The following is a 15,221-nucleotide window of genomic DNA, read 5'->3' on the forward strand; positions in this document are numbered from 1 at the left end:
GAACATGCACGATGAATTGGTTGAATCAGCATAAGAAAGCAATTGTTTTAGCGGCTTCTGCGGCTGTTTTCACAGCGATTATGATCTTTCTGGCCACAGGGAAAAATAAAGAGCCGGTGAAGCAAGCTGTACCAACAGAGGCAGAAAATACAGTGGTAAAGCAGGAAGCAAACAACGACGAGTCAAGCGAAACAATTGTGATAGACATCAAAGGTGCTGTTCAGCATCCAGGCGTTTATGAAATGCGTACAGGGGACAGAGTATCTCAGGCAATTGAGAAAGCAGGCGGGACCAAAGAACAAGCAGACGAAGCGCAAGTAAATTTGGCGGAGATTCTGCAGGACGGGACAGTGGTGTACATCCCGAAAAAGGGAGAGGAAACAGCAGTGCAGCAAGGTGGCGGAGGGTCTGTCCAAAGCGATGGAGGGAAGGGAGCGCTGGTGAATATCAATACAGCAACCTTAGAGGAGTTACAAGGCATCTCAGGGGTGGGGCCATCCAAAGCTGAAGCTATTATTGCATACCGGGAAGAAAACGGGCGTTTCCAAACAATTGAAGAAATCACTAAGGTTTCAGGAATAGGTGAAAAGTCATTTGAGAAAATAAAGTCTTCCATTACAGTAAAGTGATTTGACGGTCATGCATTATGATAGGTAAACTATAGGTCAGGCAACACAACATTTGGAGGGAACAACGTGGAACGAATTTCATGGAATCAATACTTTATGGCTCAAAGCCATTTATTGGCGCTGCGCAGCACATGTCCGAGATTATCTGTCGGCGCTACTATAGTCAGAGACAAACGCATGATAGCAGGAGGCTACAACGGGTCAATCGCGGGCGGTGTACATTGTGCAGATGAAGGATGCTTAATGATAGATGATCATTGCGCAAGAACGATTCACGCTGAAATGAATGCGATTCTTCAATGCTCTAAGTTTGGGGTGCCGACTGATGGAGCGGAGATTTATGTGACGCATTATCCGTGCATTCAATGCTGCAAATCTATTATTCAAGCTGGTATCAAAACGGTTTATTATGCTGAGGATTACAAAACACATCCGTATGCGCAGGAATTATTTGAACAGGCGGGTGTAACTGTTGAACAGGTTGAACTCGATGAAATGATCGTTGATCTGAAAAACAGAGAAAAGCTTTCATTTGTAGCGGGTCTTATAGGGAAATTGGCCGATGCCGGTTTAGCGGAGGAAGAATTGAAAAAGATACATGAACAGGCGAATACACTTTTCACGAGCTACGTGTGATGAATGCGTAATTCGCGTTTGTTATTGCCTATGGCGGCAGCTTCGGCAACGGCTGGAATTACTGCCGCCGCTTATTTCCCCGCTATTTTTCTTTTCATCCTCCTTCTCCTCATCATTTTAATCAAAACGAGGCACGCTTTTCTTATTATTGTTTGTTTCTTCTCTTTTATATTGTTTTTTGTACTGTATGCAGTCACAGATTCTCAGAATGTCTCTTCCTATCGGCAGGGAACTTATCAATTCAAGGCAGTGATTGACACTATTCCCAAAATTGACGGCGACCGTATGTCTATGATGGTTGAGACACCTGATAAGGAAAAATGGGCTGCCGCGTATCGCATTCAGTCTGCTGGTGAAAAAGAACAGCTGTTATACATAGAACCAGGAATGTCATGTGAATTGACTGGTACATTGGAAGAACCGAAACACGCAACTGTGCCGGGTGCATTTGATTATAACGAGTATCTCTATCGGCAGCATATTCATTGGAACTACTCTGTCACGTCTATCCAAAACTGCAGCGAACCTGAAAATTTCAAGTACAAGGTGCTCAGTTTGAGAAAACATATCATATCATTCACAAACAGCCTTCTGCCTCCTGATTCGGCAGGGATTGTACAGGCACTTACAGTTGGTGACAGATTTTATGTGGAGGATGAAGTGCTTACCGCGTATCAAAAGCTTGGTGTTGTCCATCTCTTGGCAATATCAGGACTCCACGTGGGGATTTTGACAGCAGGTTTGTTTTATATCATGATTCGCCTTGGTATAACTAGAGAAAAGGCGTCAATTCTGTTGCTGTTATTTCTGCCGCTCTATGTGATGTTGACCGGCGCTGCTCCTTCAGTGCTACGCGCTGCTCTCATGGCGGGTGTTTACTTAGCTGGAAGCCTTGTCAAATGGCGTGTCCACTCTGCAACTGCAATTTGTCTTTCATACATCGTCCTTCTGCTCTTCAATCCTTATCATCTCTTTGAAGCCGGTTTTCAGCTATCGTTCGCCGTCAGTTTTTCTTTAATTCTATCCTCTTCTATTTTTCATCAGGTTAAAACCTCCTTGGGGCAGCTGACAATTGTATCACTCATCGCTCAGCTGGGCTCGCTTCCGATTCTCCTATATCATTTTCATCAGTTTTCTATCATCAGCGTACCGATGAATATGTTGATGGTACCATTTTATACCTTCTGTATTTTGCCGGGAGCTGTAGCAGGTGTTCTTCTATTAAGTCTTTCCGTTTCGTTTGGGAGATTGTTTTTCAGCTGGTTTGATTTATTGATAAGCTGGACCAATAGGCTAATCACAAACATTGCAGATGTTGAAGTGTTCACGATTATGATCGCACATCCTGCACCTGTTTTGCTTTTTTTATTCACGGTCACGATCATCCTATTGCTTATGGCGATTGAAAAACGCTCCTTGTCGCAGTTGATGGTAACCGGAGGCATTTGCTGCACGGTGATGTTTCTGCTCTTTATATATCCGTGTCTTAGTTCCGAAGGAGAAGTGGATATGATAGATATTGGACAGGGTGACAGCATGTTTGTAGGTGCTCCGCATCAGCGGGGTCGTGTCTTAATTGATACCGGCGGCACTTTGTCTTACTCGTCAGAGCCTTGGCGCGAAAAACAGCATCCGTTTTCACTGGGGGAAAAGGTGCTGATTCCGTTTTTAACTGCTAAGGGAATCAAGCAGCTTGACGCTTTAATTCTGACGCACGCTGACCAAGATCATATCGGAGAGGCGGAGATTCTGCTGAAGCATCATAAAGTAAAGCGCCTCGTGATTCCGAAAGGGTTCGTTTCTGAACCTAAAGATGAGAAAGTGCTGCAGGCAGCCAGGGAAGAGGGAGTGGCAATTGAAGAGGTGAAGCGAGGCGATGTGTTGCAAATAAAGGATTTGCAGTTCCATGTACTGTCACCGGAAGCACCTGATCCGGCAAGCAAAAATAATTCATCTCTCGTTCTTTGGATGGAGACGGGCGGTATGAGCTGGATCTTGACGGGTGATCTGGAGAAAGAAGGGGAACAAGAGGTGATGAACGTGTTTCCGAATATAAAAGCAGATGTGTTAAAGGTGGGGCACCATGGGAGCAAAGGCTCTACCGGTGAAGAATTCATCCAACAGCTTCAGCCGAAAACGGCCATTATCTCAGCCGGGAAAAACAATCGGTACCATCATCCTCATCAAGAAGTTCTGCAACTATTACAGAGACATTCTATCCGCGTGCTGCGAACAGACCAAAACGGAACGATCCAATATAGATATAAAAACAGAGGTGGAACCTTTTCTGTCTATCCCCCATATGATACATCAGATATAACAGAGACGAACTAAAAAAAGACTGCCGAGAAATCAGCAGCCCGGGCAGTCGCTGTTATGAACCAACCAGGTGAATAACCGTTGCCATGACAAACAAGAAGGCGAAAAATCCGAAGGACACAACAAAACCAACAGCTGAGTCTACAGCATCATTTCGTTTGCTTTGAACGTTTTTTTCAAAATCATTCAACTTTATCCCTCCTGACTGATTTAAGTATAATCGAATCGTTTTGAAAAATCTAGAAGCTTAGGTAACGTTTTCTGTTCTGGTGATTATCGCCTTTTTACAAGCTGTCCCGGGGGCTTGCGAACAGGCGTTTAATATAAATGGGGAAGCAGCAGTCAGGCTTCCTCTTTACTATTTTGCAAACTCAATTTAGGATAGAGGGGGATGATGAAAGAGAGGAAGTCGTACAACAATGGTATTTGATGTGTGGAAAAGCCTGAAAAAAGGAGATGTCCATCCGGTTTATTGCTTATACGGAAAAGAGACATATCTGCTGCAAGAAACCGTCAGCAGGATCAGACAAACGGTCGTTGATCAGGAGACAAAGGATTTCAATCTATCCGTTTTTGATCTGGAAGAGGACCCGCTGGATCAAGCGATTGCAGATGCTGAAACGTTTCCGTTTATGGGAGAGCGGCGTCTTGTCATTGTGAAAAATCCATATTTTTTAACAGGTGAAAAGAAAAAAGAAAAAATTGAGCACAACGTCAGTGCGCTTGAATCATATATACAATCACCTGCGCCTTACACAGTCTTTGTCCTGCTTGCTCCGTATGAAAAGCTTGATGAGCGGAAAAAGCTGACGAAAGCGTTAAAGAAGCACGCGTTTATGATGGAGGCGAAGGAATTAAACGCAAAGGAAACGACAGACTTTACTGTCAACCTTGCAAAAACAGAGCAGAAAACAATCGGCACGGAAGCGGCGGAGCATTTGGTTCTGCTTGTGAACGGGCATCTGTCATCGATTTTTCAGGAGATTCAAAAGCTCTGCACGTTTATTGGAGATCGTGAAGAAATTACGCTGGATGATGTGAAAATGCTTGTTGCTAGAAGCCTTGAACAAAATATTTTTGAGCTGATCAATAAAATCGTCAACCGAAAACGAACAGAGAGTCTGCAAATTTTTTATGATTTGCTAAAACAAAATGAAGAACCGATCAAAATTATGGCGCTTATTTCGAATCAGTTCCGGCTGATTCTGCAGACAAAGTACTTCGCGGAACAGGGATACGGACAAAAACAAATCGCTTCTAATCTAAAAGTTCACCCATTTCGGGTAAAGCTGGCGATGGATCAAGCAAGGCTTTTTTCAGAGGAGGAGCTCCGTTCAATTATTGAACAGCTTGCCGTCATGGACTATGAAATGAAAACCGGGAAAAAGGACAAGCAGCTTCTGCTCGAACTGTTCCTTTTACAGCTGTTAAAAAGAAATGAAAAAAACGATCCTCATTATTGAGGATCGTTTTTATATTATGCAGAAAGTCCGTTCACTTTTTTCGCTAGTCTTGATTTGTATCGAGCTGCGGTATTTTTGTGTACAAGACCTGTTTTCACTGCTTTATCAATACGTTTAGCTGCTTCAGTAAGAGCAGTTTTCGCTTTGTCAGCTTCGTTGTTGGCAACAGAAGCTTCAACTTGTTTGATTGCAGTACGCATAGCAGATTTGATTGTCGCGTTATGAACGCGGCGTTCGTTGTTTGTTTTTGTACGTTTAATCGCTGATTTAATGTTTGGCATGTGTTTCACCTCCTAAGATACAACCTGTAGCACAGTGTCTTAAGGTTAAATCTTCTTCACAATAGAACAAATTGTATTCTATCAAACACACCTTTAGATTGCAATATAAATGTAAAGTATTTTTCATTGAAGGTTCTCTTTTTAGCATGATTCATTCAGCAAATGGCAACAATATAGGTACTTAATGTGAAGGAGGCCCCTGTATGAAAAAGAGTGAGCTGGATGTGAATCAGTATTTGATACGGACCGATTTGGCAGTGGAAACGAAGGAAGCAATGGCCAATCAGCAGGCTGTGCCGACAAAAGGAATTAAAGGCTTTATTGAAAAAGAGCGTGATCACGGCGGCATTAAAATCCGCACAGTTGATGTTACAAAGGAAGGCGCAGAGCTTTCGGGAAAAAAAGAAGGGCGCTATTTAACGCTTGAAGCACAGGGAATCAGGGAGAATGATTCGGAAATGCAGGAGAAGGTCTCTGCTGTCTTTGCGGAGGAATTCTCAGCTTTTCTTGAAAACCTTAATATCTCAAAAGATGCGAGCTGTTTGATCGTTGGGCTCGGCAACTGGAACGTGACACCTGATGCGCTTGGACCGATGGCAGTAGAAAATCTGTTGGTAACAAGGCACTTGTTTAAGCTTCAGCCGGAAAACGTACAGGAGGGTTACAGGCCTGTCAGTGCATTTGCACCGGGTGTAATGGGGATAACAGGAATCGAAACAAGTGACATTATTAAAGGTGTGATTGAGCAATCGAAGCCTGATTTTGTCATAGCCATTGATGCGTTGGCGGCGCGGGCGGTGGAAAGGGTCAACACAACCATTCAAATATCGGATACAGGCATTCACCCGGGATCTGGAGTGGGGAATAAACGAAAAGATTTAAGCAAAGACACGCTTGGTGTTCCGGTGATTGCTATCGGTGTTCCGACAGTAGTTGATGCCGTGACAATTGCCAGCGACACGGTGGACTACATATTAAAACATTTTGGCAGAGAAATGAAGGATAACAGGCCATCAAGATCGCTTGTTCCGGCAGGCATGACGTTTGGGAAAAAGAAAGTGCTCACTGAAGAAGATCTTCCCGATCAAAAGCAGCGCCAATCGTTCCTAGGGATTGTCGGAACCCTTCAAGAAGATGAAAAACGGCAGCTCATTCACGAGGTGCTTTCGCCTTTAGGGCACAACTTAATGGTTACGCCGAAGGAAGTCGATTCATTTATCGACGATATGGCAAATGTTTTAGCAAACGGACTAAACACAGCGCTTCATGAAAAAGTGTCACAAGAAAACAAAGGCTCCTACAATCACTAAACAGTTCTACTTCCTCTAGCTTGTTCATAGAGTAATTACTAGACAAGCGCTGGAGGGATTCAATGAGAAATAAACGCAGAAACAGACAGATTGTTGTTGCGGTAAATGGAGGGAAAGCGGTAAAAGCCATCTTTCTATTTATCGTAAGCCTTATCGTGATTTTTGTTCTATCCGGTGTGCTGACGTCTCTCCGGCCGGAACTTAGGCCGTCGTCTGACTCTTTTTATGGGATTGCTGAAGAATTGCCGGGTGACGTATTTGCACATTTGCTGCGGATGGAAAACCATTATTTCGCTTCTGACCTCTCTCAAACCGACAGCTCATTTCATCTTTCTCGTCTTTCTTTAAAGCTGGCGACGAGCATTAACCTCGAAGATCCGCGGAGCTTTCTCGGTCGGGAGCTGCCAGGGTTTGCACAATTTGATACCGAGATTTTGTTAGCTGGACAAGGAACCGATTATACGAATATGCCTGCGGAATCGCCGCCGCCGTCTAAGGTGATGGAGGAAGAAAGGGAAGCGAATTTGGCAGAGATTGAAAAACAGCAAACGCAATCAGATAATGCGCAAAAAGATCCGCCCAAACAAACAACAGGAGATAAAAAGGTCGTGTTTATCTATCACACGCACAATACCGAATCATATCTCCCTCTATTAAAAGGCGAGACCGATCCTGACATGGCGCGCCATTCTAAAGCCAATGTCACGCTTGTAGGAGATATGTTCGGACAAGCGCTTGAATCCCAGGGAATCGGAGCCACAGTGAATAAAACCGATATACAGTCAAAATTGAATAAAAAAGGCTTAAACTATGCCAGGTCCTATGATGAATCAAGGCCGGTCGTGAAAGACGCCCTCGCTTCAAACAAAAATCTGCAATATATCATTGACATCCACAGAGACTCACGGCGCAAAAAAGACACAACCGCAACGATTAAAGGAAAAAGCTATGCCAGGGTAGCCTTTGTCGTCGGGAAAAAAAGCAAAAACTTCGAAGAAAACTATAAAATTGCGAGTGAGCTTCATAAACTGATGGAGAAAAAATACCCCGGACTTAGCACAGGTGTCTTTTCCAAAGGCTCGCCAGGCGATAATGGTGTTTACAATCAGGATTTAACCGATAGAGCGCTTTTGCTCGAGTTTGGCGGAGTAGATAATAATCTCGAAGAGCTGCAGCGTGCGGCTAACGCGGCCGCGGACGTATTCAGCGAAATGTACTGGGATGCTGAAAAGGTCAACGCAGCGAGCGGGGAGACGAAAAAACAATAAGAAATAGGTGGTTGATTTGATTGCATACTTTGGAAAGTGCTTACTGCTTGTCACGATCATGTTTTTAGGCGTTCTGTTCGGCATGCAGCAGGCAAACAACGGGATGCTGAGTATGAAAGGCTATCATGATCCATCACTGAAGGGGGCGTTTACGCTCACCGACGGAAAAGATAATGAAAAAGAAGCCTCAATCCTAGGAGAAACAGTCACGGCAAAAGATTTAGAAGAAAAACAAAAAGAGCTGGAAAAGGTGGAGACATTCAATATGTTTTCAAAAGCCGGACAAGTACTTTCGAACACCGTAACCAATACTGCCCAGTCAATGTATGAATGGATACGGGATATGAATCAATAAGTACGTGAAAGAGAAAAGCAGCCCAGATATGATAGGGAACTTTTCTCTTTCTTGTTTTACATTGAATCTTTACAATCCTATTGATATAATCTAAGCTAGTGTATTTTGCGTTTAATAGTAGGAGTGATAGATTGTGACAGATAAAGAAAAGCGTTTAGAGAGGCAATCGAGAATACGGAATTTCTCTATCATTGCCCATATTGACCACGGAAAATCGACCTTAGCGGATCGTATTTTAGAAAAAACGTCGGCAATCACTCAACGAGAAATGAAAGAACAATTGCTCGATTCTATGGATCTTGAACGTGAGCGGGGCATAACCATTAAATTAAACTCTGTTCAGCTTAAATATAAAGCAAAAGACGGAGAAGAATATATCTTTCATCTAATCGATACGCCGGGACACGTCGACTTCACGTATGAAGTATCCCGAAGCCTTGCTGCCTGCGAGGGAGCGATTCTTGTCGTGGATGCAGCCCAGGGGATTGAAGCGCAGACGCTCGCCAATGTCTACTTAGCGCTTGACAACGATCTTGAAATCCTTCCGGTCATCAATAAAATCGACCTTCCGAGCGCCGAGCCCGAACGTGTGCGCCAAGAGGTAGAAGACGTTATCGGCCTTGACGCATCAGAAGCCGTGCTTGCTTCAGCAAAAGCCGGTATCGGGATTGAGGAGATTTTAGAACAAATCGTAGAAAAGGTGCCAGCTCCGACCGGAGATCCGGAGGCGCCGCTCAAAGCGCTGATCTTCGACTCGCTTTATGACGCCTACCGCGGTGTCGTGGCTTATATCAGAGTCGTTGAAGGAACGGTAAAGCCGGGACAAAAAATCAAAATGATGGCAACCGGCAAAGAATTCGAAGTAACAGAGGTGGGCGTGTTCACGCCGAAAGCAACTCCGACAAATGAACTGACGGTCGGTGATGTAGGCTTCCTGACTGCCTCAATCAAAAATGTCGGTGACACACGTGTCGGTGATACAATAACGAGCGCTGCCAATCCTGCAGAAGAAGCGCTGCCGGGATACCGCAAGCTAAACCCGATGGTGTACTGTGGTTTGTATCCGATTGATACAGCGAAGTATAATGATTTAAGGGAAGCTCTTGAAAAGCTTGAGCTGAATGATTCCTCCCTTCAATATGAAGCGGAAACTTCGCAAGCGCTTGGATTCGGGTTCCGCTGCGGATTTTTAGGCATGCTTCACATGGAGATCATTCAGGAGCGAATTGAGCGTGAGTTCAACATCGACCTGATTACAACAGCGCCAAGCGTTATCTATGACGTGTATATGACAGACGGCGAAAAGGTCGTTGTCGACAACCCGTCCAACATGCCGGATCCTCAAAAGATCGAAAGGGTTGAGGAGCCATACGTAAAAGCGACGATGATGGTGCCGAATGACTATGTCGGCGCTGTAATGGAGCTTTGCCAAGGAAAACGCGGCAATTTTATTGATATGCAGTATTTAGACGCAAACCGTGTCAGCATCATTTATGATATGCCATTAGCGGAAATCGTATATGAGTTTTTTGATCAGCTGAAATCAAGCACTAAAGGCTATGCGTCCTTTGATTATGAACTGATCGGCTACAAACCGTCCAAGCTTGTGAAAATGGACATTATGCTGAATGGTGAAAAAATCGATGCCCTTTCCTTTATCGTGCATCGTGATTACGCATATGAACGCGGAAAAGTGATCGTTGAAAAACTGAAAGAACTCATTCCGCGCCAGCAGTTTGAAGTTCCGGTACAAGCCGCAATCGGCCAGAAAATCGTGGCCCGCTCCACCATAAAAGCAATGCGTAAAAACGTATTGGCTAAATGTTACGGAGGGGACATCTCGCGTAAACGGAAACTTCTTGAAAAACAAAAAGAAGGAAAACGCCGTATGAAGCAGGTCGGCTCAGTTGAAGTGCCGCAAGAAGCATTTATGGCAGTTCTGAAAATGGACGACAGTCCGAAAAAACAATAGAAGCCGCCGCAGTCTTGTACTGCGGCTTCTTTCTGTAAAGAAGGTGAATCCATTTGAAATCAGCTTATATCCATATCCCATTTTGTGAGCATATTTGCCACTACTGCGATTTCAATAAATATTTTATTCAAAGTCAGCCAGTCGACGAGTATTTAAACGCACTCGAACAGGAAATGATAAATACAATAGCAAAAACCGGGCAGCCTGATCTCAAAACAATCTTTATCGGAGGAGGCACGCCGACCTCCCTGTCTGAGGAACAGCTTAAAAAGCTGATGGACATGATCAACCGCGTGCTGAAGCCCTCAAGCGACTTATCGGAATTTGCGGTTGAAGCGAATCCGGACGACTTGTCCGCAGAGAAATTAAAAATATTAAAAGAAGCAGGCGTAAATCGCCTCAGCTTTGGTGTGCAAACGTTCGAAGACGATCTGTTAGAAAAAATCGGCCGAGTGCACAAGCAAAAAGATGTATTCACCTCTTTTGAAAGAGCGCGGGAAATCGGTTTTGAGAATATCAGTCTTGATCTAATGTTCGGGCTTCCGGGGCAAACCCTCAAGCATCTGGAACATTCCATAAACACTGCTTTATCATTGGACGCCGAGCATTATTCCGTTTACTCCCTTATTGTAGAACCGAAAACGGTATTTTATAATTTGATGCAAAAAGGGCGGCTTCATCTTCCGCCGCAGGAGCAGGAAGCTGAAATGTATGAAATGGTGATGAGCCAGATGGAAGCTCACGGCATTCATCAATATGAAATCAGCAACTTTGCTAAGGCAGGCATGGAATCTAAGCACAATCTAACGTATTGGAGCAACGAACAATATTTCGGTTTCGGAGCTGGCGCTCACGGATATATTGGCGGCACACGAACAGTGAACGTCGGACCTGTTAAGCATTACATTGACCTGATAGCTGAAAAGGGTTTTCCGTACAGAGATACACATGAAGTGACAACAGAAGAACAGATTGAGGAAGAAATGTTTTTAGGTTTGAGAAAAACAGCCGGTGTCAGCAAAAAACGATTCGCAGAAAAATACGGCCGCTCCCTGGATGGACTTTTCCCAAGCGTGTTAAAAGACCTCGCTGAAAAAGGGCTGATTCACAATTCGGAGTCTGCCGTTTATTTGACTCATCAAGGGAAATTATTAGGCAATGAAGTTTTTGGCGCTTTTTTGGGTGAGTTATAATTGACATTTTTCTTGTGGTTTGATACTTTTGTTATAGAATTAGCACTCGCTTATTGAGAGTGCTAACAGAGGTGATGATGATGTTAACAAATCGTCAGCTGCTGATCCTTCAGGTTATAATCAACGATTTTATTAAATCGGCACAGCCGGTGGGATCAAGAACTCTTTCGAAAAAAGATGAAATCACATTTAGCTCTGCAACAATAAGAAACGAGATGGCTGACTTGGAGGAATTGGGCTTTATTGAAAAAACCCATTCATCCTCAGGACGTGTTCCGTCAGAAAAAGGGTATCGGTACTATGTTGACCATTTGCTGTCACCCGTCAAACTGACGAAAAGCGACCTGGACCAAATCCACTCGATCTTCAAAGAGAAAATTTTCGAGCTGGAGAAGACAGTTCAAAAATCAGCGCAAATTTTGTCCGATCTGACGAATTACACATCCATCGTACTCGGGCCGAAGCTGAGTGAGAATTACCTTAAACAGATTCAAATCATTCCGATTCAGCCTGATATGGCGGTAGCGATTCTCGTTACCAATACGGGGCATGTGGAAAACAAAACGATTAACTTTCCGACCAAAATGGATCTGTCTGATATTGAAAAACTGGTCAATATACTGAACGACCGTTTAAGCGGCGTTCCAATGGATGAACTGAATGAGCGCATATTTAAGGAAGTTGTCATGTACCTAAGACAGCACATTAAGAACTATGACAATATACTCGACGCGCTTCGTTCAACCTTTCATTCCACAAATCATGTTGAAAAGTTGTTTTTTGGCGGGAAAATCAATATGCTGAACCAGCCTGAGTTCCATGATATCACCCGAGTTCGGTCGCTCCTTTCATTAATTGAGAAAGAACAGGATGTTTTAAAGCTGGTTCAATCCCCGCACACGGGAATTTCGATTAAAATCGGAAAAGAAAACGACTATGAAGAGATGGAAAATTGCAGTCTGATTACGGCTTCTTATTCCGTAGACCAGAAGCAGATCGGCTCAATTGCGATTATCGGCCCGACCCGCATGAATTATTCCAGGGTTGTCAGCCTGCTTCAGCATGTGACTTCGGACTTGTCAAAAGCATTAACAAGTCTGTATGATGAATAAGGGAATTTTGGCAAATTTTATCGAAGGGCAGCACCTGTCCTTCTCCTTACACTTTGAGGGAGGTGAACACAATGTCAGAAGAAAAACAAACCGTTGAACAAAACGAAACAGAAGAGCAAGAAATCATTGAAGAACAAGCTGCCGCTGATGAACAGCAGGAAGAAACAAATGAAAGCGAACTTCTTCAAAACCAAATTAACGAATTGCAAGGTTTGCTTGAGGAAAAAGAAAACAAACTTTTGCGTGTTCAAGCAGACTTTGAAAACTATAAACGACGCAGCCGTTTAGAGATGGAAGCGTCCCAAAAATACCGTTCTCAAAATATCGTGACTGATTTGCTGCCGGCTCTTGACAGCTTTGAACGAGCGCTTCAGGTTGAAGCCGACAATGAACAGACGAAAAGTTTGCTCCAGGGAATGGAAATGGTCCACCGTCAGCTCGTAGAAGCCTTGAAAAAAGAAGGCGTCGAAGCCATCGAAGCTGTAGGGCAGGAATTTGATCCTAATCTGCACCAAGCTGTTATGCAGGCTGAAGACGAAAACTACGGCTCCAACATTGTTGTTGAGGAAATGCAAAAAGGCTATAAGCTGAAGGATCGCGTCATTCGCCCTTCCATGGTCAAAGTGAATCAATAATTACATAGCAGGAGGTTATTCAAGTGAGTAAAGTTATCGGAATCGACTTAGGAACAACAAACTCATGTGTGGCAGTGCTTGAAGGCGGCGAGCCTAAAGTTATTGCTAACGCTGAAGGAAACCGCACAACGCCATCAGTTGTTGCGTTTAAAAACGGCGAACGTCAAGTAGGGGAAGTGGCTAAACGCCAATCTATTACAAACCCTAACACAATTATGTCAGTCAAACGTCATATGGGTACTGATTATAAAGTTGAAATTGAAGGAAAGGATTACACTCCACAAGAAGTGTCTGCTATCATCCTTCAACACCTTAAATCATACGCTGAAAGCTATCTTGGCGAAACAGTATCAAAAGCAGTTATCACAGTTCCTGCATACTTTAACGATGCTGAGCGTCAAGCAACAAAAGACGCTGGTAAAATTGCCGGTCTTGAAGTAGAACGTATCATCAACGAGCCAACTGCAGCAGCGCTTGCATACGGACTTGATAAAACAGATGAAGATCAAACGATCCTAGTATACGACCTTGGCGGCGGTACATTCGACGTTTCCATTCTTGAGCTTGGCGACGGTGTATTCGAAGTTCGTTCAACTGCCGGCGACAACCGTCTGGGCGGGGACGATTTTGACCAAGTTATCATCGATCATCTTGTTTCTGAATTCAAAAAAGAAAACGGCATTGATTTATCAAAAGACAAAATGGCGCTTCAGCGTTTGAAAGACGCAGCTGAAAAAGCGAAAAAAGATCTTTCCGGCGTATCTTCTACGCAAATTTCTTTACCGTTTATCACAGCTGGAGAAGCAGGACCGCTTCACCTTGAACTTACATTAACTCGCGCTAAATTCGAAGAGCTTTCTTCTCATTTAGTAGAGCGCACAATGGGTCCTGTCCGTCAAGCGCTTCAAGATGCAGGACTTTCTGCAAGCGAAATCGACAAAGTCATCCTTGTCGGCGGATCAACTCGTATCCCTGCCGTACAAGAAGCAATCAAAAAAGAAACTGGAAAAGAAGCGCATAAAGGCGTAAACCCGGATGAAGTTGTAGCGCTTGGTGCTGCGATTCAGGGCGGCGTTATCACAGGTGACGTAAAAGATGTTGTTCTTCTTGACGTTACACCGCTTTCTCTCGGTATCGAAACAATGGGCGGCGTGTTTACAAAACTGATCGACCGCAACACGACGATCCCGACAAGCAAATCTCAAGTGTTCTCAACTGCTGCTGATAACCAAACAGCTGTTGATATCCATGTTCTTCAAGGTGAGCGCCCAATGTCTGCCGACAACAAAACACTCGGCCGCTTCCAGCTTACTGATATCCCGCCAGCACCGCGCGGCGTGCCTCAAATCGAAGTTTCTTTCGATATTGACAAAAACGGTATCGTAAACGTAAGAGCAAAAGACTTAGGCACAGGGAAAGAACAAAACATTACAATTAAATCTTCTTCAGGTCTTTCAGATGAAGAGATCGAACGCATGGTTAAAGAAGCGGAAGAAAATGCTGACGCTGATGCGAAGAAAAAAGAAGAAATCGAAGTCCGCAACGAAGCAGATCAGCTTGTTTTCCAAACTGAGAAAACATTAAAAGATCTTGAAGGCAAAGTGGATGAAGAACAAGTGAAAAAAGCCAACGATGCCAAAGACGCTTTAAAAGCAGCAATTGAGAAAAACGAATTTGAAGAGATCAAAGCGAAAAAAGATGAGCTTCAAACAATCGTTCAAGAGCTTTCTATGAAGCTTTATGAAGAAGCTGCTAAAGCACAGCAAGCTCAAGGCGGAGCAAACGCTGAAGGCAAAGCGGATGACAACGTTGTCGACGCTGAATACGAAGAAGTAAACGACGACCAAAACAAAAAATAAGTTCTTTTTAGTGTCAGCCCCGCTTCCGGAGCTGACCGAAAAGAACACATTTCATAATCTGATTCAATGATTAGAAAGTCAAAGTCAGGCATCTCTTGGCTTTGACTTTTTTTCTTGCCCGGGATAAAAGGAATTGAAAAATCATAATTCAAAATGATACAATCTAATTTATGTGAGAAATTCGGGAGA

The 15,221-nt window shown here is 43.8% G+C and carries 15 protein-coding genes; 13 read left to right on the forward strand and 2 right to left on the reverse strand.

What is annotated here, in order from left to right:
- The first annotated feature begins 11 nt into the window (after positions 1-11).
- The 3 genes from comEA (at position 12) to M1D94_RS08565 (ending at position 3,599) form a co-directional block, all read left to right on the forward strand.
- Positions 12-629, forward strand: a complete 618-nt coding sequence (gene comEA, locus M1D94_RS08555; RefSeq protein WP_032726193.1) for a competence protein ComEA — start codon at positions 12-14, stop codon at positions 627-629.
- 66 nt (positions 630-695) lie between these two features.
- Positions 696-1,265 (forward strand): ComE operon protein 2, encoded by a 570-nt coding sequence (locus M1D94_RS08560; protein ID WP_003229978.1) that lies wholly within the window; start codon positions 696-698, stop codon positions 1,263-1,265.
- 3 nt (positions 1,266-1,268) lie between these two features.
- Positions 1,269-3,599 carry a DNA internalization-related competence protein ComEC/Rec2 gene (locus M1D94_RS08565; protein WP_456270506.1) on the forward strand — a complete coding sequence of 777 codons (2,331 nt, stop codon included), beginning with the start codon at positions 1,269-1,271 and terminating at the stop codon, positions 3,597-3,599.
- A gap of 40 nt (positions 3,600-3,639) precedes the next feature.
- Here the strand turns inward: M1D94_RS08565 and M1D94_RS08570 are convergent, their stop codons facing one another.
- Complete coding sequence (locus M1D94_RS08570; protein WP_003229983.1) at positions 3,640-3,774, reverse strand: YqzM family protein; 135 nt, start codon at positions 3,772-3,774, stop codon at positions 3,640-3,642.
- Between the two features lie 76 nt (positions 3,775-3,850).
- On the opposite strand from M1D94_RS08570, the gene M1D94_RS08575 reads away from it, so the two are divergent.
- Both M1D94_RS08575 and holA read left to right on the forward strand, forming a co-directional pair.
- On the forward strand, positions 3,851-3,964 hold the full coding sequence (locus tag M1D94_RS08575) for a hypothetical protein (RefSeq protein WP_122060479.1): 114 nt from the start codon (positions 3,851-3,853) through the stop codon (positions 3,962-3,964).
- A 39-nt stretch (positions 3,965-4,003) separates the two neighbouring features.
- The gene (gene holA / locus M1D94_RS08580) at positions 4,004-5,047 is read left to right on the forward strand and encodes a DNA polymerase III subunit delta (RefSeq protein ID WP_029317888.1); all 1,044 of its coding nucleotides are present in this window, start codon (positions 4,004-4,006) and stop codon (positions 5,045-5,047) included.
- Positions 5,048-5,061: 14 nt separating this feature from the next.
- Here holA and rpsT read toward each other — a convergent pair whose 3' ends face one another.
- Positions 5,062-5,328 carry a 30S ribosomal protein S20 gene (gene rpsT / locus M1D94_RS08585; protein WP_003229989.1) on the reverse strand — a complete coding sequence of 89 codons (267 nt, stop codon included), beginning with the start codon at positions 5,326-5,328 and terminating at the stop codon, positions 5,062-5,064.
- A 203-nt stretch (positions 5,329-5,531) separates the two neighbouring features.
- On the opposite strand from rpsT, the gene gpr reads away from it, so the two are divergent.
- The 8 genes from gpr to dnaK all read left to right on the forward strand — a co-directional run bounded on the left by gpr (position 5,532) and on the right by dnaK (position 15,032).
- Positions 5,532-6,638: a GPR endopeptidase gene (gene gpr, locus M1D94_RS08590; protein ID WP_282627262.1), complete on the forward strand. Its 1,107-nt coding sequence runs from the start codon at positions 5,532-5,534 to the stop codon at positions 6,636-6,638.
- A 62-nt stretch (positions 6,639-6,700) separates the two neighbouring features.
- Positions 6,701-7,906 carry a spore autolysin SpoIIP gene (gene spoIIP / locus M1D94_RS08595; protein WP_014477383.1) on the forward strand — a complete coding sequence of 402 codons (1,206 nt, stop codon included), beginning with the start codon at positions 6,701-6,703 and terminating at the stop codon, positions 7,904-7,906.
- A gap of 16 nt (positions 7,907-7,922) precedes the next feature.
- The gene (locus M1D94_RS08600; protein WP_124048123.1) at positions 7,923-8,261 is read left to right on the forward strand and encodes a YqxA family protein; all 339 of its coding nucleotides are present in this window, start codon (positions 7,923-7,925) and stop codon (positions 8,259-8,261) included.
- A 133-nt stretch (positions 8,262-8,394) separates the two neighbouring features.
- Complete coding sequence (gene lepA / locus M1D94_RS08605; protein WP_003229999.1) at positions 8,395-10,233, forward strand: translation elongation factor 4; 1,839 nt, start codon at positions 8,395-8,397, stop codon at positions 10,231-10,233.
- A 53-nt stretch (positions 10,234-10,286) separates the two neighbouring features.
- Positions 10,287-11,426, forward strand: coding sequence for a radical SAM family heme chaperone HemW (hemW, locus tag M1D94_RS08610; RefSeq protein WP_015714284.1), 1,140 nt, complete (start codon positions 10,287-10,289; stop codon positions 11,424-11,426).
- Positions 11,427-11,506: 80 nt separating this feature from the next.
- Positions 11,507-12,538 carry a heat-inducible transcriptional repressor HrcA gene (gene hrcA / locus M1D94_RS08615; RefSeq protein WP_003246126.1) on the forward strand — a complete coding sequence of 344 codons (1,032 nt, stop codon included), beginning with the start codon at positions 11,507-11,509 and terminating at the stop codon, positions 12,536-12,538.
- A 71-nt stretch (positions 12,539-12,609) separates the two neighbouring features.
- Positions 12,610-13,173: a nucleotide exchange factor GrpE gene (gene grpE / locus M1D94_RS08620; RefSeq protein ID WP_003230005.1), complete on the forward strand. Its 564-nt coding sequence runs from the start codon at positions 12,610-12,612 to the stop codon at positions 13,171-13,173.
- A 23-nt stretch (positions 13,174-13,196) separates the two neighbouring features.
- Positions 13,197-15,032 carry a molecular chaperone DnaK gene (gene dnaK / locus M1D94_RS08625; protein WP_014477380.1) on the forward strand — a complete coding sequence of 612 codons (1,836 nt, stop codon included), beginning with the start codon at positions 13,197-13,199 and terminating at the stop codon, positions 15,030-15,032.
- Positions 15,033-15,221 lie beyond the last annotated feature (189 nt).

This window comes from Bacillus sp. JZ109 (assembly GCF_053903135.1).